Here is a 17882-nt window from a genome sequence, read left to right on the forward strand (position 1 = left end):
AGAATGGACAGAACATCACGGAGTAGCCTCATGCGTAGCGCCCTAGTCCCTGCCGCCCTTGCCATCCTCGGGCTCGCCAGCGCCGCCCAGGCTCACCCTAAGTTGCTGTCCGCCTCACCGGCGCCGAACGCGACTGTCGCCAAGCCAGCGCGTCTCGCGCTTCGGTTCAGCGAAAAGCTGATGCCGAAGTTCTCGGGCGCGGACCTGATGATGACCGCGCATGGCGGCACCGCGCACCCGCCCATGAAGGTCGCGGCTGCGGCCGGGGTCGCCGATGATGGCCGCACGCTCGTCGTCACGCCCAAGGCGCCGCTCGCCGCGGGGCGCTACAGCGTCGCGTGGCACGTGGTCTCGGTCGACACCCACCGGGTAGCCGGAAACTTCGCCTTCGCGGTCAAGTAAGGGTGGAGACCGACTGGCCGCTGATCGCGGTTCGCTTCGCGCTCTATGCAACGCTGAGCGGATTGTTCGGCCTGTCGGCCTTCAGTCTCTACGGCCTCAAAGCCGGCGAGCGCGCCGACGCGCTCGCCTTGCGCCCTTGGCTCGTCGGAAGCGGCCTGCTCGGCCTCCTGTTCTCCGGGATCGCCCTCGCGCTGCTCGCGGCGGCGATGGCCGGGGCACCGCCCTGGCCGATCGATCAGGAGGCGATCGGAATGCTCCTCTCCGGGTCCGCGACGGGCACGGCGTGGGAAGCGCGCATGGCGGCGCTCGTGGTGGCGTCGATCGCGGCCCTCGTGGCAGCCGGTCGCGCGGCTTTGCTCGGCCTGGTGGCGTTCGCTGCGGCCGTGGCGCTCGCCACGCTTGCTTGGACAGGGCACGGCGCGATGGACGAGGGCGCTGTCGGCTGGGTGCATTTGGGCGCCGACATTCTCCACCTGCTTGCCGGCGGAGCCTGGGCCGGAGCCCTGCTCGGGCTCGTGCTTCTCGTCGCCCGGCCGGTTGGCCGCGTCGACGCCGCCCATCTGACCCTGACGCACCGCGCACTGCATGGATTCGGCCTGGTCGGCACGATCCTGGTCGGCACGATCGTCGTCACGGGTGTCGTCAACGCGTGGCTGCTGGTCGGCCTCGCCAATCTGCCGGACCTCCTGACTACGCGCTACGGCCAGCTCTTGATCGCCAAGCTCGCGCTCTTCGGCGCGATGCTCGCGCTCGCATCGCTCAACCGCTTTCGCCTCACGCCGGCGTTCGAGCGATCGATCGCCGTGGCCGATCATCACGGTGCGCTTCGCGCCCTGCGGCGCAGCCTCGCGGTCGAGGCAAGCTGCGCAGTGGCGATCCTGGCGCTCGTCGCATGGCTGGGAACACTCGAACCGCCTGCTTCGGCGATGTGAGGGGCGGGCGGCCGAATGCCGCCCGCCTCGCCGTTCAGGCGGCCATCTTCTCGCATTCCTCGGCGCAACGGTTACAGGCCGCGACGCAATCCTCCATGCCGGCGAGCCCTTCGCAACTCGCCGCGCACGCCCGGCAAATCTCGGCGCACTCGTGGCAGATATGACGATGGTGTTCGGATTTGCGGGCCATGAAGTCGATCGCGACTGCGCAAATCTGCGCGCAATCGGCCATAATTTTCATGTGCTGCGGCTCGGCGTGCTTCCCACCTGCCTCAAGGCAGTGGTTCATCGCCATATAAAGACAGGTGATATGGCATTCGTGGCAGGCGTCCATGCACGCCTTCATCGCCGGGTCCATCTGATGCATCGGTCATTCTCCGTCTTATCCCCGCCCTAAAGGAGATACGCGCCAGATCGCACTTTCCCTCGCCTTCTTGGCCCTTTTCGAGGGGCAAAGCCTTCGGCCGCGTAGCTCATATTAGGCGGCTTGGCCGCACGGTCGCGGGTTAAGCTCGACCTGGCCTTGACCTTGACACGGTGTCAGACCCTACATGCCTTCGGGTCGAAGGAGTTACGCCATGAACGATCCTCATTCTCATGCCCATACTGGGGGTTGCGGCTGCTCAGCAAAGTCAGCCGAGCCGGCTGCCGAGCCCGCTTCATGCTGCTCTGGGGGCTCTACCGCGTCAGTGCCAGTCGAACAGGCCGGCAAAATGGGTGGCTGCTGTTCGGGACCCAAGGTGCCCGGCGACGTGACCAAGGTAACGGACCCGGTGTGCGGCATGACGGTCGATCCAGCGAAAACGGCGCACCATGCCGAGCACGCCGGCCATGAATATCATTTTTGCAGCGCCGGGTGCCGGAACAAGTTCTTGGCTGATCCGAACGCCTATCTCGGCGATAAGCCAAAACCTGAGCCAACAGCGACGCCAGGGGCGATGTGGACGTGCCCCATGCACCCGCAAGTCCGCCAGGAAGGGCCGGGGACGTGCCCTATCTGCGGCATGGCGCTCGAGCCCGAAGAACCGTCGCTCGACGACACACCCAACCCCGAGCTGGTCGATTTCACACGCCGGCTTTGGGTGGCCGGCGCACTGACGATCCCGCTCCTCGTCGTTTCGATGTTTGCCGAGATGCTCGGCATCAATGTCGTCAGCCCCACGGTCTCGCCGTGGGTCCAACTCGCGCTAACCGCACCGATCGTGCTGTGGGCGGGCTGGCCGTTTTTCAAGCGGGGGTGGACCTCGATCCGCACCCGCCATCTCAATATGTTCACGCTGATTGCGATCGGGGTCGGTGCCGCCTTCCTCTACAGCGTGGTCGCGACGCTCACGCCGGGCATCTTCCCCGCGACGTTCCGAATGCACGGGGGCATGGTCCCGGTCTATTACGAGGCTGCCGGTGTCGTGGTGACGTTGGTGCTGCTCGGGCAAGTGCTCGAGCTGCGCGCCAGGGCGGCAACCGGGCGCGCGATCCGAGCCCTCCTGGATCTCGCTCCCAAGACAGCTCGGCGGTTGCGGACTGACGGCTCCGAGGAAGAAGTCGGCCTTGCCGACGTCGCCGCCGGTGATCGATTGCGGGTCCGTCCCGGCGAAGCGATCCCGGTCGATGGCGTGGTGGTCGAAGGCCGCTCGTCGGTCGATGAATCCATGCTCACCGGCGAACCTGCGCCGGTCCTCAAGGAAGTCGAGGCGGCCGTCACGGGGGGGACCGTCAACGGCACGGGTAGCCTGGTTTTGGAAGCCCGCGCCATCGGCCCGGATACGATGCTGGCGCGGATCGTCCGTATGGTCGCCGAAGCGCAGCGCAGCCGCGCCCCGATTCAGGCGGTCGCCGATCGGGTGTCGGGATGGTTCGTGCCGCTGGTCGTGCTGATCTCGGTGGTGACGTTCGTGGTATGGTCGCTGGTCGGCCCTGAGCCGCGCATGGGCCATGCCCTGCTCAACGCCATCGCCGTGCTGGTCATCGCCTGTCCGTGCGCGCTCGGGCTCGCCACGCCTATGTCGATCATGGTCGGCACTGGGCGCGGCGCGACAGCCGGGGTGCTGGTCAAGAATGCGGAAGCCTTACAGGGGCTCGAGAAGGTCGATACGCTCGTCATCGACAAGACGGGCACGCTCACGGAAGGCAAGCCTAAGCTGGTCGCGGTCGAGACGGTCGGCGCAGTCGCGGAAAACGACATGCTCGCGCTTGCCGCGGCCGTCGAAGGGCAATCCGAACACCCGCTCGCTCACGCGATCATCGTTGCCGCCAAAGAGCGGGCATTGCAGCTCGGCACGGTAGCGGACTTCGCCTCGCAAACCGGCCTGGGTGTCAGCGCCACGGTCGACGGCCGCTCGGTCGTCATCGGCAACGCCGCGCAAATGAGCCGGATCGGCGCTGATCCCAAGCCGGTCGATGCCGCGGCTGATCGTCATCGTAGCGAAGGCGCGGGTGTCATCCTTGTCGCGATCGATGGGGCGCTCGCTGGCTTGCTGGCGGTCGCCGACCCGGTGCGGGCATCGGCACGCGACGCCATTGCCGCACTTCGCAAAGAGGGCTTGCGCGTCGTCATGCTCACCGGCGACAATCGTGGGACCGCGGATGCGGTCGCGCGCGCGGTAGGCGGTCTCGATGACGTGCGCGCCGATCTGCGGCCGGAAGACAAAGCGCGCATCATAGGCGAGCTGAAGGCAAGCGGCGCCAAGGTCGCGATGGCCGGCGACGGCATCAATGACGCCCCGGCGCTTGCCGCTGCGGACGTGGGCCTGGCGATGGGCACGGGAACGGACGTGGCGATCGAAAGCGCCGGCATGACGCTCACGCGCGGCGATCTGTCGGCGATCGTGCGGGCGCGCAAGCTCGCCCACGCAACGATGCGCAATATCCGCCAGAACCTGTTCTTCTCGTTCCTGTTCAACGGCATCGGCGTGCCGGTCGCGGCGGGGGTGCTTTATCCCGTCGCCGGCATTCTGCTCTCGCCGATGCTAGCCGGTGCGGCGATGGCGCTCTCGTCTTTCACTGTCGTTCTGAACGCGCTGCGGCTCAACGCGGTGAAGTTGTGAACATCGGAACGGCGTCGGACGCCAGCGGCGTCTCTCAGCGCATGATCCGCCACTATGAGAAAATCGGCCTCGTGCCTGCGCCGCCTCGGCGCGGGAGCTACCGGGATTATTCAGAGGCCGATGTTCACCGGCTGCGCTTCATTGCCAATGCGCGCGATCTGGGGTTCCCGATCGAGGAGATCCGCACACTCCTCGGCCTCTGGTCGGATCGCAGCCGTTCGAGCAGCGAAGTAAAGATGCTCGCCCAGGCGCGCGCCGATGAACTTGGGCGTAAGGCGGCTACGCTCGAAGCTATGCGATCGACGCTGCTGGACCTGGTGAACCGCTGCCACGGAGATGATCGACCGGACTGCCCGATCCTTCGCCGTATGGAAGCATAGGGTCGCGCCTACTCGCTGGCGCGACGAGCAACGCCGTCCCGCCACGGGCGTTGCGAAAAGCGAAGCGTGATCCGCAAAGTCGCCACACGACCGCGGATTGTGTCCATCGTGCGACCCAACTCGCGGACAATCTGGCTAATGGTCTGCTTCCCAGCCACACGCCGCCGAAGTTCGGCGTCGTCCTCCTCGTCCAAGGCGCGCCGCGCCGGGTGGTCACCTCAATTTATCCTTATGGTTCTTCCGATCATTTCCGGCTTCTCGTTGAACCGACTCGAGCGGGGCGAACGAATTTACTTTGGATGACATTGTCGAGCCAATGCTCAAGGTAGCCGTGAAGATAACGCGTCGATCAACCGGCATTCGGCGATCGTTGTGGCGTCGCAGCGCCCCCATTTGACGATCTCTTCACGCAGCGTCTGTAGGCCGGCGAGTTTGTGGTCGATCTCTGCGATGTGCAGCACCGCCATCTCGTCAACTGCATCGCACGATCCGCGCGGATCGTCCGCCAGGCGGAGCAGGTCACGCACCTGATCGAGCGTAAAGCCCAAGTCGCGCGAGCGCTTGATGAACGTCAGGCGATCAAGGTGCGACTGATCGTAAAGGCGGTAATTGCCCCCGCTCCGACGCGGTGCAGCGATCAAACCCTCACCCTCGTAAAAGCGGACGGTCTCGACCTTCAGCCCGGTGCGCTTCGCAATATCGCCGATCTTCATGGATGAGCCCTTGACCCTCTAGTGACATGAAGGTGCATATGGGGGGTCCGACACACGAATCGAGTGCATCATGGCGGACGACTGCTGTTCCAGAAAAGGCGACACGATCGCGCAGCTCGGCCGCAAGACCGATCAACGACGCGTGCTGATCGCCGTCATGGTTATCAACTTCGTTATGTTCGTTGCCGAGTTCGGCGGGGGGGTGTTCGCGCGGTCGTCCGCACTGATGGCGGACTCAGTCGACATGCTCGGCGATGCCGTGGTCTATGCACTCAGCCTCTATGCGTTGAGCCGCGGCCCCCGCTGGGAAGCCGGGGCGGCACTGGCCAAGGGCGGCATCATCCTCATGTTTGGCATCGCGGTCGTATTCGAGATCGTCGACAAGGTGGTCAACGGCGTTTCGCCCTCGTCTTCACTAATGCTGGCGTTCGGCGGTGCCGCGCTCGTCGCCAACCTGACCTGCCTCGCGATGCTGTGGCGCTTCCGGTCGGAGAACGTGAATATGTCCAGCACGTTCGAGTGCTCGCGCAACGACGTGGCGTCAAACGTCGGCGTACTTATTGCGGCCGGGTTTATCGCCATGACCGGCGCGGCATGGCCTGATATCGCGGTGGGCGGCGTCATCGCGCTCATCTTCCTGCGGTCAGCGTGGCGTGTTCTCGCCGAAGCGATCCCGGCATGGCGAGAGACCCGGCCGGTAGCACCGGAAGTCTTGCGATGACACTCGGACGTATTTCGACTAGACGGCCTGAAATGCTGCGCAGGCTCTGGTCCCTTTTGCTCGTCATGATTGCGTCGTCCCTGGTGATGACGGCGACCGTGCACGCGCGCGAGGTTGCAGGGCCGGTGACTATCGAGTGCAGCGGCACAGTGCATAGCGACGGCGACGCCGATCAATCGCAAGGCGATGCCGACAAGGCGGTGCCGCACCACCATGCCACCTGCCACGGACAGTTACTGAACCTGCCAGCGAGCAACGCGCTGCCGTTGATGGCATGCGCTGACGGTCTGCATCCGTTCCCCGCACCCGCCAGTGCCATCGCGTCGCATCTCGTCGATCCCGCGCTGAGGCCCCCGGCCGCCTGACGACACCCGCTCGCCGGCATCTGCCGGCCCGACGTGTTCTGTCAGGATCGATATTTCATGAAAACAATGCTAGCGGCCATGCTGGCCGCGGCGTCCTGCGCATCGATAGCGCAGGCGCAACAGGAGGCGGCGCCGCAGGCGGCCACCCCGTCTGAAACGCCGACCGCGGCGCAACCGCTCCCCGGCTTCTCGCTTGATCAGGCGGTGTCTGCCGCGGGCGGAGCAGCGCCATCGGGTGCCGCTGCTACTGCATCGGTCGAGGCGGCGCAGGCGGCCCGCACGGTGGCCGGGCTCCGGCCGAACCCCGTCTTCCAAGGGCAGGTCGAGAACGTCGTCGGCTCCGGTCCTTATCGGGGCGTGCGGAGCGCGGAGACGACGGTGGGGGTCGCGATCCCGATCGAGCTTGGCGGCAAGCGCGGTGCCCGCGTTGCTGTTGCCGACGCGCAAATATCACGTGCGCAACTCCAGAGCGCGATCGTCGCGGCCGATATCCGCGTCCAGGTCACACAGCTCTATGTCGAGGCAATCGCGGCCGAACGCCGGCTGGTGACGGCGCGCGACCAGGCACGGATCGCGGCCGAAGTGCTGCGGGGGGCTGCGGTGCGCGTCCAGGCGGGGCGAGCGTCGCCGCTGGAGCAACAGCGCGCCGATGTCGCGCGTATCAATGCCGATGCCAATGTCGAGCGGCTGACCCGGCTCGCCGAGGCGGCACGGACCAATCTCGCGCGGCGGCTCGGCCGTCCGATCGACGGCACGCTCGACGCAGGCTTGCTCGACCGGTTGCCGCCGGCGACCTTCGGCCCTGCAGCACCGCTACAGACTGCCGGCACGCTGGCGCTGGCGGCGGCGGATGCCGATCTTGCCATCGCCGATGCCGGCATCAGGCTCGCGCGCGCCAACCGCGTACCCGACATCAACGTCGGACCGGCGCTCCGACGGCTGGAAGCGACGAACGATACCGCCGCGGTGTTCGCGATCTCGATCCCGATCCCGCTCTTCAACAACGGCCGCGCCGCCATCGCGCAGGCGACCGCGGAGCGGACGCGCGCCGAAGCGGTGCGGCGCGTAACCGCGCTCGACGTCGAGCAGGCGATCACCGACGCGCAAGCCGAAGCCGCCAATGCGGCAACGACCGCGCGCGCTGCGGTCGGGCCGGCGCTGGCAGCAGCAGCAGAGGCCGCGCGGATCGCGCGGATCGGCTACCGCGAGGGCAAGTTCGGCCAGCTGGATCTCCTCGATGCCGAACGCACGCTCGCCGAGACGCGCGTCGCCGCGATCGACGCGCTCGCCAACTATCAGAATGCCCGTGCGCGATTGGAGCGGCTGACCGCGCCTGCGCCGACCACCAACACCGGGGGAACCGACCGATGAAGACCATCCTGACGGGCGGCGTTCTGCCGTTCGGCCTTGCCCTGTTGCTCGCGGCCTGTGGCAGCAGCTCCGAAGGCGGCAACGAGACTGCCGGAAACGAAACCAGCGCAGGTGCCGAAGCCGGCGGTAACGAAGCCGCCCATGCCGATGAGGGTGCGGTAACGCTCTCGGCGGACCAGATCACCGCGGCGGGCGTCCAGATCGGTCGCCCGCTCACGGGCGGTGCGGGGACGATCGAACTGCCGGCGACGATTGAGGGCGACCCGCAGGGGACGCAGGTCGTTTCGGCCGCAATCGGCGGGCGTGTCGTGGCACTCACGCGCAACCTCGGCCAATCGGTCGGGCGCGGGCAGACGATCGCCGTCATCGAAAGCCGCGAGGCCGCACAGCTCAAGGGTGAGGTCGAGGCATCGCGTGCCCGGCTCGCGCTTGCCAACTCCAATCTCAGCCGCGAGCAGCGGCTGTTCGCGCAGCGCGTGTCGCCCGAGCAGGATTTGATCGCCGCGCGCACCGCGGCAATCGAAGCACGTATCGCCTACCGGCAGGCGCAGAGCCAGGTGTCGGCAGCGGGCGGGGGCGGGGGCGGGCTCAACCGGCTCGGCATCGTCGCGCCGATCGGCGGTCAGGTCATCGCCCGACCGGTCGTGCTAGGGCAGACGGTCGCAGCAGACAGCGAACTCTATCGCATCGCCAATCTCAGCCGGGTGTCGCTGGCGCTCAACCTCAGGCCAGAAGATGCCGGCCGGGTGAAGCCAGGTAATATTGTTACCGTGACGGCGCCGGGGCGGCAGGCGAGCGCTCGAATCAGTTTCGTGTCGCCAGCCCTCGATCCGCAGACACGGCAGGTGCCGGTCATCGCGACGCTCGACAATGGTGGCGGTCAGTGGCGCGTCGGCGAGCCCGTCACCGCTGCGGTCCAACTCAGCGGTAGCGGAGGCAGCAATGCGGTCCGCGTGCCGACGACGGCAGTGCAGACGGTCGAAGGCAAATCAGTCGTTTTCGTCCGTACGGCCAAGGGGTTCCAGTCGACCCCGGTCACGCTCGGCGACGCGGCCGGCGATACCGTCATCATCCGCTCGGGCCTGACCGGCCAGGAGCAGATCGCCACCACCGGCAGCTTCACGCTCAAAGCCGAACTCGGCAAGGGCGAAGCGGCGCACGAGGATTGATGTCATGATCGCTCGCATCGTCAATTGGGCGGTTGAGAAGCGCTGGCTCGTCCTGCTCCTCACCGCCATCGTCGCCGTCATCGGCGCCTTTTCGCTCTCCCGGCTACCGATCGACGCGGTGCCGGACATCACCAACAATCAGGTGCAAATCAACGTTCGCGCGCCCGCGCTCTCGCCCGAGCTGGTCGAGAAGCAGGTGTCGTTCCCGATCGAAACCGCGCTCGCCGGCATCCCCGGCCTCGACAATACCCGCTCACTCAGCCGCAACGGCTTCGCGCAGATCACCGCGGTCTTCGACGAATCCACCGACATCTATTTCGCCCGCCAACAGGTCGGCGAACGGTTGCAGGGCGTCGCGGAAAGCCTGCCCGATGGCGTGAACCCAGAGATGGGGCCGATCGCGACCGGGTTGGGCGAGGTCTATATGTGGACTGTCCGGCTGGAACACCGAAAGGACGACAAGCACCGCGCTGGCGAGCCGGGGCAGCAACCTGACGGCAGCTATATCACACCGGAAGGCGAGCGGCTGACTACGCCTGAAGATAAGGCGACCTATCTGCGGACCGCGCAGGACTGGATCGTCACGCCTCTGCTCAAGAACGTACCCGGCGTGGCGGGCATCGATTCGATCGGTGGCTACGCCAAGCAATATCTTGTCGTCCCCGACGTGCAGAAACTGGCGTCGCTCAAGATTACACTGACAGATCTTGGCACCGCGCTTGAAAAGAACAACACCAGCGTCGGAGGGGGGTTCGTCAATCGCAACGGTGAAGGATTGGCGGTCCGGTCGGACGCGCTGGTGCGCAATGCGAACCAATTGGCGCGCACCGTCGTTGCCACCCGTGACGGTATCCCCATTACTCTTGACCAGGTCGCCAACGTCCGCACGGGGCAGGCGATCCGGATGGGCTCGGCGTCGGAGAACGGCACCGAAGTCGTCGTCGGCACCGCGATCATGCGGATCGGCCAGAACAGCCGCAACGTGGCGACCGCGGTCGCCGACCGGTTGAAAACTATCAACGCCTCGCTGCCACCTGATGTGGTGGTGCAGCCGGTGCTGGATCGTACCGCGCTGGTCAATTCGACGATCAAAACGGTCGCCAAGAACCTCTCCGAAGGCGCGCTGCTCGTCATCGTCGTGCTGTTCCTGCTGCTCGGCAACTTCCGTGCGGCGCTAATAGCTGCCGCGGTCATCCCGGTCACGATGATGCTCACCGGGTTCGGTATGCTTCGGCTCGGGGTGTCAGCAAACCTCATGAGTCTGGGTGCGCTCGACTTCGGGCTGATCGTCGACGGCGCGGTCATCATCGTCGAGAATGCCCTGCGGCGTCTTGCCGAAAAACAGCATCACGAAGGCCGGCTGCTAAGCGTCAAGGAGCGGCTGGATGCGGTCGCGACCGCAGCGCGAGAGATGATCCGGCCGTCCGTATATGGGCAGGCGATCATCATCCTCGTGTACGTGCCTTTGCTCACGCTGACCGGCGTGGAAGGCAAGACGTTCGTGCCGATGGCGCTGACCGTCATCATCGCGCTGCTCTTTGCCTTTGTTCTGTCGCTGACCTTCGTACCTGCGGCGATTGCCATCTGGCTGTCGCGGAAGGTCAACGAGGAGGACGGCCGGATCATCTCGTGGCTGAAGAAGCGCTACGAGCCGGGCCTGGAAAAGGCGATGAAGCGGCCGATGATAACTATCGGCGCCAGCGTAGTCAGCCTCGTGCTGGCGGCATTCGCTTTCACGACCCTGGGGCAGGTGTTCCTCCCTCAACTCGACGAAGGCGATCTACTCATCCAGTCGCTACGCATCCCGGCGACGTCGGTCCAGCAAAGCCAGGCGATGCAGGTGCCGATCGAGCGGATGGTGTCGAAACAGCCCGAGGTGCGGTTCGTCTTTTCCAAGACGGGCACCGCCGAGCTGGCCTCGGACCCGATGCCGCCCAACGCGACTGACATGTTCGTCATCCTGAAGCCGCATGCCGAATGGCCCAATCCCAAGCTGGAGAAGGCCGCACTTGTCGAACGCCTGGAAACAAAGCTCGCGCAGTTCCCCGGCAACGCCTATGAGATCACGCAACCGATCCAGATGCGATTCAACGAGCTGATTGCCGGCGTGCGTGGCGATATCGCGGTCAAGGTATTTGGCGACGACTTCGCCAGCATGAACCGCACTGCCGAACAGATCGCCAGCGTCCTGCGCAAGACGCAAGGCGCGGCGGACGTGAAGGTCGAACAGACGACGGGGCTTCCGATGCTCGACATTCGAGTGAATCGTGACGCGATGGCGCGGGTCGGCGTCACCGCGCAGGACGTGCAGGACACCATTACCGCCACACTCGGCGGACGGACCTCCGGCATGATCTTCGAAGGCGACCGGCGCTTTCCGGTCGTCATCCGCCTGTCGGACGCCGAACGCGCCGATCTGGGGCTGCTGAAACAGGTGCAGGTGCCGGTAGCCGGCGGTGGCTATGTGCCACTGTCCAGCGTTGCCGACATTGGCGTCGTCGACGGGCCGAACCAGATCAGCCGCGAGAACGGCAAGCGGCGCGTCGTCGTCCAGGCGAATGTGCGTGGGCGCGATGTCGGCAGCGTGGTCGCAGATGCACAGGCTGCTGTGTCGAGCGGGGTACGCCTGCCAGCGGGCAGCTACCTCGAATGGGGCGGGCAGTTCGAGAATCTGGAGTCTGCCAGCCAGCGGCTCCAGCTCGTGGTGCCGGCCTGCTTCGTACTGATCCTGTTCCTGCTCTACGGGGCATTGGGGTCGGTACGCGATGCGGCGATCGTGTTTACAGGGGTGCCGTTCGCGCTGGTGGGCGGCGTCCTGTTGCTCTTCCTGCGCGGCATGGACTTCTCGATCTCGGCCGCGGTGGGGTTCATCGCGCTGTCGGGCATCGCGGTCCTCAACGGACTTGTCATGGTCAGTTCGGTGCAGGACCTGATCCGTTCCGGCATGGACCGCGCCGAAGCGGCGCATACGGGTGCCCTTCAGCGATTACGCCCCGTCGTCATGACCGCGCTCGTCGCAAGTCTCGGCTTCGTGCCGATGGCGTTCGCGAGCGGGGCCGGCGCGGAAGTGCAAAAGCCGCTCGCAACCGTCGTCATCGGCGGGCTGATCTCGGCGACCCTGCTGACGCTGTTCGTGCTGCCGACGCTCTACGCCCGCTTCGGGCAGCAGGCGGTCAAGGTCGACGACACGGACGATACCTCACCGCTCCCGCAACCCGCATGATCGTGGGGGAGGGCGGTCGTGCCCTCCCCCACGCCTCAAGAAAGGGGGCTCGCTCATGACGACGATCGACAATGTAACGACACTCTCCGTATCCCCGCTGCGTGTCTGGACGGTCCTCACGGACTTCGCCGGCCACCCGCAGTGGAAGCCGTTCATCCAGCTTTCCGGTGCCGCGGTCTGCGGCGGTGATGCCAACTACACGTTCCGCATCGGCGGACTCGACAAGCCGGTGACGGCCAAGGCGGATATCATCCGCGTCGATAAGCCGCTGGCGTTCGCATGGACGGCGGGCGTCGCCAGGTTCTTGCTGTTCGAGGAATCTTACGCGCTGGAAAGCGATCCCGCTGGAACCCGCCTGCGCCATAGCCTGCGCTTCTCAGGCATCTTGGGTCGTCCGCTCTGGGCACTGATGCGCCGCAGGCTTCAAGCAAGCCTCGTGCAGTCGGACAGGTGCCTCGATCGCCAGCTTCGGCGCCTGTCGGCGGTGCCGGTTTCCAATAGACGGACTGGACCTGCGCGCACTGGGGCACGGAGGCAGCGATGACGATGCATCATCTTGGCTTGGGTTTTGGCATGGGCATCGTGCTGGTGTTGGCAGGCTGTTCCGAGGAGCCCCGGAAGGGTCCACCGACCGAGCAGGAGATCCACGCTGCGGACACTGCGGTGACCAGCAGGACACCCGGCCGTCACCCCTATCGATGCGACGATAACCAGACGCTTCTGGTCGACTTCAAGGATCAAGGGCTCACAGTCGAGTTACGGCGCGATGCGAATGCACCTGCGGTCGTTCTAACCGCGCCGTTGCAAGGTCTCCAGTATGTCGGCGATGCGGAAAGCGCGACATTCTCGGGCAACCAGATCAAGATCGAGGCACCCGGCAAACGCCCCGTGCTTTGTGAGAAAGCGACAAGCCTATGAGCAATCTTGTATCTAAAACCAGCGGGACGGATCGCCAGCGACGTACGCTCTGGATCGTCCTGATCCTCAATGCCGGGCTTGCACTGGCGTTCGTCGCCACAGGACTGTTCGGTGATTCCAGTGCGCTGATCGCCAATGGCCTCGATAACGGCTCCGATGCCGCGGTATATGGGCTCAGCCTTGTTGCGTTGAGCCGCGGCGCACGCTGGAAGCAAGCTGCGGCCAGGGTGTCCGGCATCATGCTGCTCCTGTTCGCGGTCGCGGTCCTCATCGATGTCGCGCGGCGTTTTACCCAGGGCAGCGATCCGATCGGCCCGACTATGATCGGCATGTCGATTGTCGCTGGCATCATCAATTATCTGTGTCTGCGCCTCCTGCAAAAGCTGGAGAACAAGGACGTCAACCTGCGCGCGGCGACGACCTTCAGCCTCAACGACTTCATCTCGAACGGCGGGATCGTCGTCGCTGGCGTCCTTGTCATGTGGTTGGGCGTGAACTGGCCGGACCTCGTGGTCGGGCTGGCGACAGCCGCAATCCAGTTGTGGGGCGGCATCAAGATCCTGCGTGACGCGAAACAGGACGCGCGCAAAAACAAGGACAATCAGAATGGCTGAGAAGACCAGGCTCGACCTCGCCGTCGTCCTGCCCGACGTCCCGGATGCGGCTGACGCCTGCGTCGCGCGGCTTGTTCAACGGCTGGCGGACCGCGAGGGCGTCAGCGAAGCGCACGTCGTCCCCGCCAGTGGCGAGGCGCCGGCGCAACTGTGCATCCATTACGATCCGGACCAGCTCCCGCTATCCCGTATTCGCGAGGTCGCGACCGGCGCGGGCGCGCAGATAGGTGAGCGCTACGGCCATGCCGTATTCGACATCGGCACGATGCATCAGCGGCGCGCCCGCACCCTTAGCGATCGATTGAAGGCTGTGTCCGGCGTTCTGGAGGCCGAGGTTGCTGCAAGTGGCCGGGTGCGGGTCGAGTTCGACCGGGAACAGACCGACGAATCTACGATCCGCGGCACCGTCGTCGAGCGCGAAGCAGCCGTCCCGCAGGCCGCTAGCGACGATCACGCCGGCCATGACCATGGCCCCGGCGAGCACGATCACGGCAAGGAGGGGCATAACCACAATCATGGCGGCATCCTGGGGCCGAACACCGAGCTGTTCTTCGCATTGGGCTGCGGTGCCGTCCTCGGCATCGGCTTCGCGATCGAGAAGCTGGTCGCCGGGGCGCCGTCGTGGTTGCCGCTCGCCTGCTACCTGATCGCCTATGTGTTGGGCGGTTTCTTCACCGTCCGCGAGGCGATCGACAATCTGCGGATGCGCCGGTTCGAGATCGACACGCTGATGCTGGTCGCCGCAGCGGGTGCAGCCGCGCTTGGCGCTTGGGCGGAAGGCGCGCTGCTGCTATTCCTGTTCAGCTTTGGCCACGCGCTCGAACATTATGCAATGGGTCGCGCCAAGCGGGCGATCGAGGCCCTGGCTGAGCTGGCGCCCAAAACCGCCTTCGTCCGCCGGGAAGGCAGGATCAGCGAGCTTTCCGTCGACACGCTGGTGGTCGGCGACATCGTCGTGGTCAAACCCAATGCACGGTTGCCTGCCGACGGCTTCCTGACGCTGGGTTCGAGCAGCATCAACCAGGCGCCGGTGACGGGCGAAAGTATCCCGGTCGACAAGACCGCAGTCACTGATGCGGATCAGGCACGAGCCGATCCCGACCGCGTCGACGCCGCCAGCCGCGTGTTCGCCGGCACGATCAACGGCAGCGGCGCGATCGAGATCGAGGTCACGCGTCTGTCGACCGACAGCGCGCTCGCCAAGGTCGTGAAGATGGTCAGCGAGGCCGAGACGCAGAAGTCGCCGACGCAGCGAATGACCGATCGGTTCGAACGGGTGTTCGTGCCCGTGGTGCTGGGCCTCGCCGTTCTGCTACTGTTCGCGTGGGTCGTCATCGACGAACCCTTCCGCGACAGCTTCTACCGCTCGATGGCGGTCCTCGTCGCAGCCAGCCCCTGCGCGCTCGCGATTGCGACACCAAGCGCAGTCCTGTCGGGTGTCGCCCGCGCTGCGCGCGGTGGTGTGCTGGTAAAGGGCGGTGGCCCGCTGGAGAACCTTGGTTCGCTGACCGCCATCGCCTTTGATAAGACCGGCACGCTAACGGAAGGCCAGCCCAAGATCACCGATGTCGTCGCAATGACGGACATCGCCGAAGATCGGCTGCTCACGACGGCCGTCGCCGTGGAGACCCTGAGCGATCATCCTCTAGCTGCGGCGATCGTGAAGGACGGTAGGACGCGCCTCAACGACGTAGCACTTCCGCAGGCAAGCGACCTCGAAAGTCTGACTGGCCGGGGTGTCCGAGCAATGCTGGAGGGCGATCCGGTCACGATCGGCAAGGCCGAGATGTTCGGCAACGACGGCATCGCCGCATTGACCGATGAAACGATGGCCGCAGTCGAACGGCTCCGTGCGGGCGGGCGGACGACGATGGTCGTGCGACGCGGCGAGGTGGATCTGGGGGTCATCGGGCTGATGGACACGCCGCGGACTGCCGCCAAGGCGACACTGGCGACGCTGCGCACCCTCGGCATCACCCGTATGATTATGATCTCGGGCGATAATCAAGCGGTCGCGGATGCGATTGCGCGCGAGGTCGGCATCGACGAAGCGTGGGGCGACCTGATGCCGGAAGACAAGGTCGAGGCGATCAAGAAGCTGCGCGGTGACGGCAAGGTCGCGATGGTGGGCGACGGCGTAAACGACGCACCCGCGATGGCCAATGCGACCGTTGGGATCGCGATGGGCGCGGCGGGGTCAGACGTCGCGCTGGAGACCGCCGATGTCGCGCTGATGGCGGACGATCTGGCCCATCTGCCGTTCGCGGTCGGCCTGTCGCGACAGACCCGATCGATAATTCGGCAGAATGTCTTTGTCAGCTTGGGCGTGGTGGCGATCCTGGTCCCTGCGACGATCTTTGGTCTCGGGATCGGGGCTGCCGTCGCCATGCACGAAGGGTCAACGTTGCTCGTGGTCGTGAATGCGTTGCGCCTGCTCGCGTATCGCGACCGGTTCGTCGTGGCGCGGACCGGCTGATGCCTTGGAGACCGCATCCATTAGATGCGGTCTCCGCAGGTTAGAAAGGAGTGTTCGTGATGTCCGATCCCACCGTGTCCGGTGTCCTTGCCGTCCGTGCGCAGATCCTTGCGCGCAGTCAGACGCTCAACCGCCTGACGCCACCAGAAGTGACGCCTGGGGCGGTTTCGACCGTGCCGCGGACCGAAGCGCCGGCGACATTTGGAGACACCCTGAAGAGCATCGTCGGCAAGGTGAACGCGGCACAGGAAGCCGAGGACGTCGCCACCGAACGCTACGAGCGTGGCGAGACTACCGATATCGCCACCGTGGCGCTGATGCAGAACCGCGCTTCGATATCCTTCGAGGCGACGCTTCAGGTCAGGAACAAGCTCCTGTCGGCCTACAAGGACATTATGAGCATGCCCCTTGGATGACGCACCTCTGTGCGCCAGTGCATACGACCATGCCGAAGAGCATGTGGCGTACGCGTACGCACATAGCTTTGATCGCCGTGCTGGCTGGCGCCTGCTCGCCCGTCCGGCAGGACGACGACGCCGATGCATACAACACGTTGCCGTCCAGTTCCGAAATGCGAATGCGTGTCTTCACCTGTGAAGATGGAACGTCGATCGTCACTGATCTGAGTGCCGATACCTTCGTCGTCGACCTCATCGGTGCGACGCGGGAGGATGGTGAGCAACTGACTGTACCACGCGCCCAGGTCCGCACTGCCGGTGGACGGCTGACGGTCATGATCGGCCAGGATCGGCTCCACCTCGAGCGGATCGGCAAGCAGGGCATCGACGAGCATCTGTCGTTTAGGGGAAAATCATGCTGGCGCTGACCTATACGATCATTCCGGTGCTTGCCGTGATCCTGGGCGGCATCTTTGCGACATGGCGTCGGCCCGGCGATGCCTTCATATCCGCGATGCAGCACCTCGCCGCCGGTGTCGTGTTCGCCGCTGCGGCAACCGAAATCCTACCGCAGGTGCTGCACGCCGGCTCACCGCTGGCCACGTTCATCGGTGGATCGGTGGGGGTCGCGGTAATGCTAGGACTGAAGGCGTACGAAGCTCGTGCGGCTGGACCTGTCGCGCTGATATCAGCGGTCGGTATCGACATCGTTGTCGACGGTCTGGTTCTGGGCCTTGCGTTCGTCGCTGGTGCCAAGGCGGGCGTCCTGCTCACCGTCGCGCTCACGCTGGAGGTGCTGTTTCTCGGCGTGACGCTGACAACGGAACTCGCCGAATCCACCACCTCGAAACTAAGGATCATCCTTACCGTGACGGGTCTAGCGCTGCTGCTGCCGGTCGGTGCGCTGCTGGCGATCCCGGTCGCTGGCCTGTCGCCTCCGATAGTCGCGGGCTTCCTGTGCTTCGGCCTCATGGCACTCCTGTTCCTCGTCACCGAAGAGTTGCTGGCCGAAGCACACGAGAAGCCGGACACGCCGCTCATCAGTGCGATGTTCTTCGTCGGCTTCCTCTCGCTCCTCCTCATTGAGGAAATCGCGATGTGACGAGCCTGACCTCAAACGGCGCCGACGTGCGCCGCGATCGATCCAGCAAGGGGA

Annotated in this window: 18 protein-coding genes; 16 read left to right on the top strand and 2 right to left on the bottom strand. The window is 65.4% G+C overall.

Annotation, left to right across the window (positions count from 1 at the left end):
• Positions 1–30 precede the first annotated feature (30 nt).
• Both copC and copD read left to right on the top strand, forming a co-directional pair.
• Positions 31–402: a copper homeostasis periplasmic binding protein CopC gene (gene copC / locus H5J25_RS19295; protein WP_202096517.1), complete on the top strand. Its 372-nt coding sequence runs from the start codon at positions 31–33 to the stop codon at positions 400–402.
• A gap of 2 nt (positions 403–404) precedes the next feature.
• Positions 405–1334, top strand: coding sequence for a copper homeostasis membrane protein CopD (gene copD, locus H5J25_RS19300; protein WP_202096518.1), 930 nt, complete (start codon positions 405–407; stop codon positions 1332–1334).
• 34 nt (positions 1335–1368) lie between these two features.
• On the opposite strand, the gene H5J25_RS19305 is transcribed toward copD, so the two are convergent.
• Positions 1369–1701, bottom strand: a complete 333-nt coding sequence (locus H5J25_RS19305) for a four-helix bundle copper-binding protein (protein WP_202096519.1) — start codon at positions 1699–1701, stop codon at positions 1369–1371.
• A 415-nt stretch (positions 1702–2116) separates the two neighbouring features.
• On the opposite strand from H5J25_RS19305, the gene H5J25_RS19310 reads away from it, so the two are divergent.
• Both H5J25_RS19310 and H5J25_RS19315 read left to right on the top strand, forming a co-directional pair.
• A complete protein-coding gene (locus H5J25_RS19310) occupies positions 2117–4378 on the top strand; it encodes a heavy metal translocating P-type ATPase (RefSeq protein ID WP_263973989.1) in 2262 nt (753 codons plus the stop codon).
• Complete coding sequence (locus tag H5J25_RS19315; RefSeq protein WP_151989797.1) at positions 4375–4758, top strand: MerR family DNA-binding protein; 384 nt, start codon at positions 4375–4377, stop codon at positions 4756–4758. The genes H5J25_RS19310 and H5J25_RS19315 overlap by 4 nt, the downstream gene beginning before the upstream one ends.
• 320 nt (positions 4759–5078) lie before the next feature.
• On the opposite strand, the gene H5J25_RS19320 is transcribed toward H5J25_RS19315, so the two are convergent.
• Positions 5079–5471 (bottom strand): MerR family transcriptional regulator, encoded by a 393-nt coding sequence (locus H5J25_RS19320; protein WP_202096520.1) that lies wholly within the window; start codon positions 5469–5471, stop codon positions 5079–5081.
• Between the two features lie 70 nt (positions 5472–5541).
• On the opposite strand from H5J25_RS19320, the gene H5J25_RS19325 reads away from it, so the two are divergent.
• The 12 genes from H5J25_RS19325 (at position 5542) to H5J25_RS19380 (ending at position 17828) form a co-directional block, all read left to right on the top strand.
• Positions 5542–6192 carry a cation transporter gene (locus H5J25_RS19325; RefSeq protein WP_202096521.1) on the top strand — a complete coding sequence of 217 codons (651 nt, stop codon included), beginning with the start codon at positions 5542–5544 and terminating at the stop codon, positions 6190–6192.
• A gap of 32 nt (positions 6193–6224) precedes the next feature.
• Positions 6225–6557 carry a hypothetical protein gene (locus H5J25_RS19330; protein ID WP_151989794.1) on the top strand — a complete coding sequence of 111 codons (333 nt, stop codon included), beginning with the start codon at positions 6225–6227 and terminating at the stop codon, positions 6555–6557.
• Positions 6558–6614: 57 nt separating this feature from the next.
• Positions 6615–7928 (top strand): TolC family protein, encoded by a 1314-nt coding sequence (locus tag H5J25_RS19335; protein WP_151989793.1) that lies wholly within the window; start codon positions 6615–6617, stop codon positions 7926–7928.
• On the top strand, positions 7925–9097 hold the full coding sequence (locus H5J25_RS19340) for an efflux RND transporter periplasmic adaptor subunit (protein ID WP_151989792.1): 1173 nt from the start codon (positions 7925–7927) through the stop codon (positions 9095–9097). The genes H5J25_RS19335 and H5J25_RS19340 overlap by 4 nt, the downstream gene beginning before the upstream one ends.
• A gap of 4 nt (positions 9098–9101) precedes the next feature.
• A complete protein-coding gene (locus tag H5J25_RS19345) occupies positions 9102–12320 on the top strand; it encodes an efflux RND transporter permease subunit (RefSeq protein ID WP_202096522.1) in 3219 nt (1072 codons plus the stop codon).
• A 55-nt stretch (positions 12321–12375) separates the two neighbouring features.
• Positions 12376–12864: an SRPBCC domain-containing protein gene (locus H5J25_RS19350; protein ID WP_202096523.1), complete on the top strand. Its 489-nt coding sequence runs from the start codon at positions 12376–12378 to the stop codon at positions 12862–12864.
• Positions 12861–13238 carry a hypothetical protein gene (locus tag H5J25_RS19355; protein ID WP_151989789.1) on the top strand — a complete coding sequence of 126 codons (378 nt, stop codon included), beginning with the start codon at positions 12861–12863 and terminating at the stop codon, positions 13236–13238. The genes H5J25_RS19350 and H5J25_RS19355 overlap by 4 nt, the downstream gene beginning before the upstream one ends.
• Positions 13235–13852 carry a cation transporter gene (locus H5J25_RS19360; protein WP_151989788.1) on the top strand — a complete coding sequence of 206 codons (618 nt, stop codon included), beginning with the start codon at positions 13235–13237 and terminating at the stop codon, positions 13850–13852. Before H5J25_RS19355 ends, H5J25_RS19360 begins: the two co-directional genes overlap by 4 nt.
• On the top strand, positions 13845–16328 hold the full coding sequence (locus tag H5J25_RS19365; protein ID WP_202096524.1) for a heavy metal translocating P-type ATPase: 2484 nt from the start codon (positions 13845–13847) through the stop codon (positions 16326–16328). Before H5J25_RS19360 ends, H5J25_RS19365 begins: the two co-directional genes overlap by 8 nt.
• 59 nt (positions 16329–16387) lie before the next feature.
• Positions 16388–16744, top strand: a complete 357-nt coding sequence (fliE, locus tag H5J25_RS19370) for a flagellar hook-basal body complex protein FliE (RefSeq protein ID WP_202096525.1) — start codon at positions 16388–16390, stop codon at positions 16742–16744.
• Positions 16745–16812: 68 nt separating this feature from the next.
• Positions 16813–17154, top strand: coding sequence for a hypothetical protein (locus H5J25_RS19375; RefSeq protein WP_202096526.1), 342 nt, complete (start codon positions 16813–16815; stop codon positions 17152–17154).
• Positions 17142–17828 (top strand): ZIP family metal transporter, encoded by a 687-nt coding sequence (locus tag H5J25_RS19380; protein ID WP_202096527.1) that lies wholly within the window; start codon positions 17142–17144, stop codon positions 17826–17828. Before H5J25_RS19375 ends, H5J25_RS19380 begins: the two co-directional genes overlap by 13 nt.
• Positions 17829–17882: the final 54 nt, after the last annotated feature.

Source organism: Sphingomonas aliaeris (assembly GCF_016743815.1).
GTDB classification, from domain to species: Bacteria; Pseudomonadota; Alphaproteobacteria; order Sphingomonadales; family Sphingomonadaceae; genus Sphingomonas; species Sphingomonas aliaeris.

Excerpts from the sequence above, each read along its gene's own strand:
- fliE (WP_202096525.1), top strand. The coding sequence starts at position 16,388 with ATGTCCGATCCCACCGTGTCCGGTGTCCTTGCCGTCCGTGCGCAGATC.
- H5J25_RS19305 (WP_202096519.1), bottom strand. The coding sequence starts at position 1,701 with ATGCATCAGATGGACCCGGCGATGAAGGCGTGCATGGACGCCTGCCAC.
- H5J25_RS19335 (WP_151989793.1), top strand. The coding sequence starts at position 6,615 with ATGAAAACAATGCTAGCGGCCATGCTGGCCGCGGCGTCCTGCGCATCG.
- H5J25_RS19330 (WP_151989794.1), top strand. The coding sequence starts at position 6,225 with ATGCTGCGCAGGCTCTGGTCCCTTTTGCTCGTCATGATTGCGTCGTCC.
- H5J25_RS19350 (WP_202096523.1), top strand. The coding sequence starts at position 12,376 with ATGACGACGATCGACAATGTAACGACACTCTCCGTATCCCCGCTGCGT.
- H5J25_RS19360 (WP_151989788.1), top strand. The coding sequence starts at position 13,235 with ATGAGCAATCTTGTATCTAAAACCAGCGGGACGGATCGCCAGCGACGT.
- H5J25_RS19365 (WP_202096524.1), top strand. The coding sequence starts at position 13,845 with ATGGCTGAGAAGACCAGGCTCGACCTCGCCGTCGTCCTGCCCGACGTC.
- H5J25_RS19345 (WP_202096522.1), top strand. The coding sequence starts at position 9,102 with ATGATCGCTCGCATCGTCAATTGGGCGGTTGAGAAGCGCTGGCTCGTC.
- H5J25_RS19380 (WP_202096527.1), top strand. The coding sequence starts at position 17,142 with ATGCTGGCGCTGACCTATACGATCATTCCGGTGCTTGCCGTGATCCTG.
- H5J25_RS19325 (WP_202096521.1), top strand. The coding sequence starts at position 5,542 with ATGGCGGACGACTGCTGTTCCAGAAAAGGCGACACGATCGCGCAGCTC.
- H5J25_RS19340 (WP_151989792.1), top strand. The coding sequence starts at position 7,925 with ATGAAGACCATCCTGACGGGCGGCGTTCTGCCGTTCGGCCTTGCCCTG.
- H5J25_RS19320 (WP_202096520.1), bottom strand. The coding sequence starts at position 5,471 with ATGAAGATCGGCGATATTGCGAAGCGCACCGGGCTGAAGGTCGAGACC.
- H5J25_RS19310 (WP_263973989.1), top strand. The coding sequence starts at position 2,117 with ATGACGGTCGATCCAGCGAAAACGGCGCACCATGCCGAGCACGCCGGC.
- H5J25_RS19355 (WP_151989789.1), top strand. The coding sequence starts at position 12,861 with ATGACGATGCATCATCTTGGCTTGGGTTTTGGCATGGGCATCGTGCTG.
- copC (WP_202096517.1), top strand. The coding sequence starts at position 31 with ATGCGTAGCGCCCTAGTCCCTGCCGCCCTTGCCATCCTCGGGCTCGCC.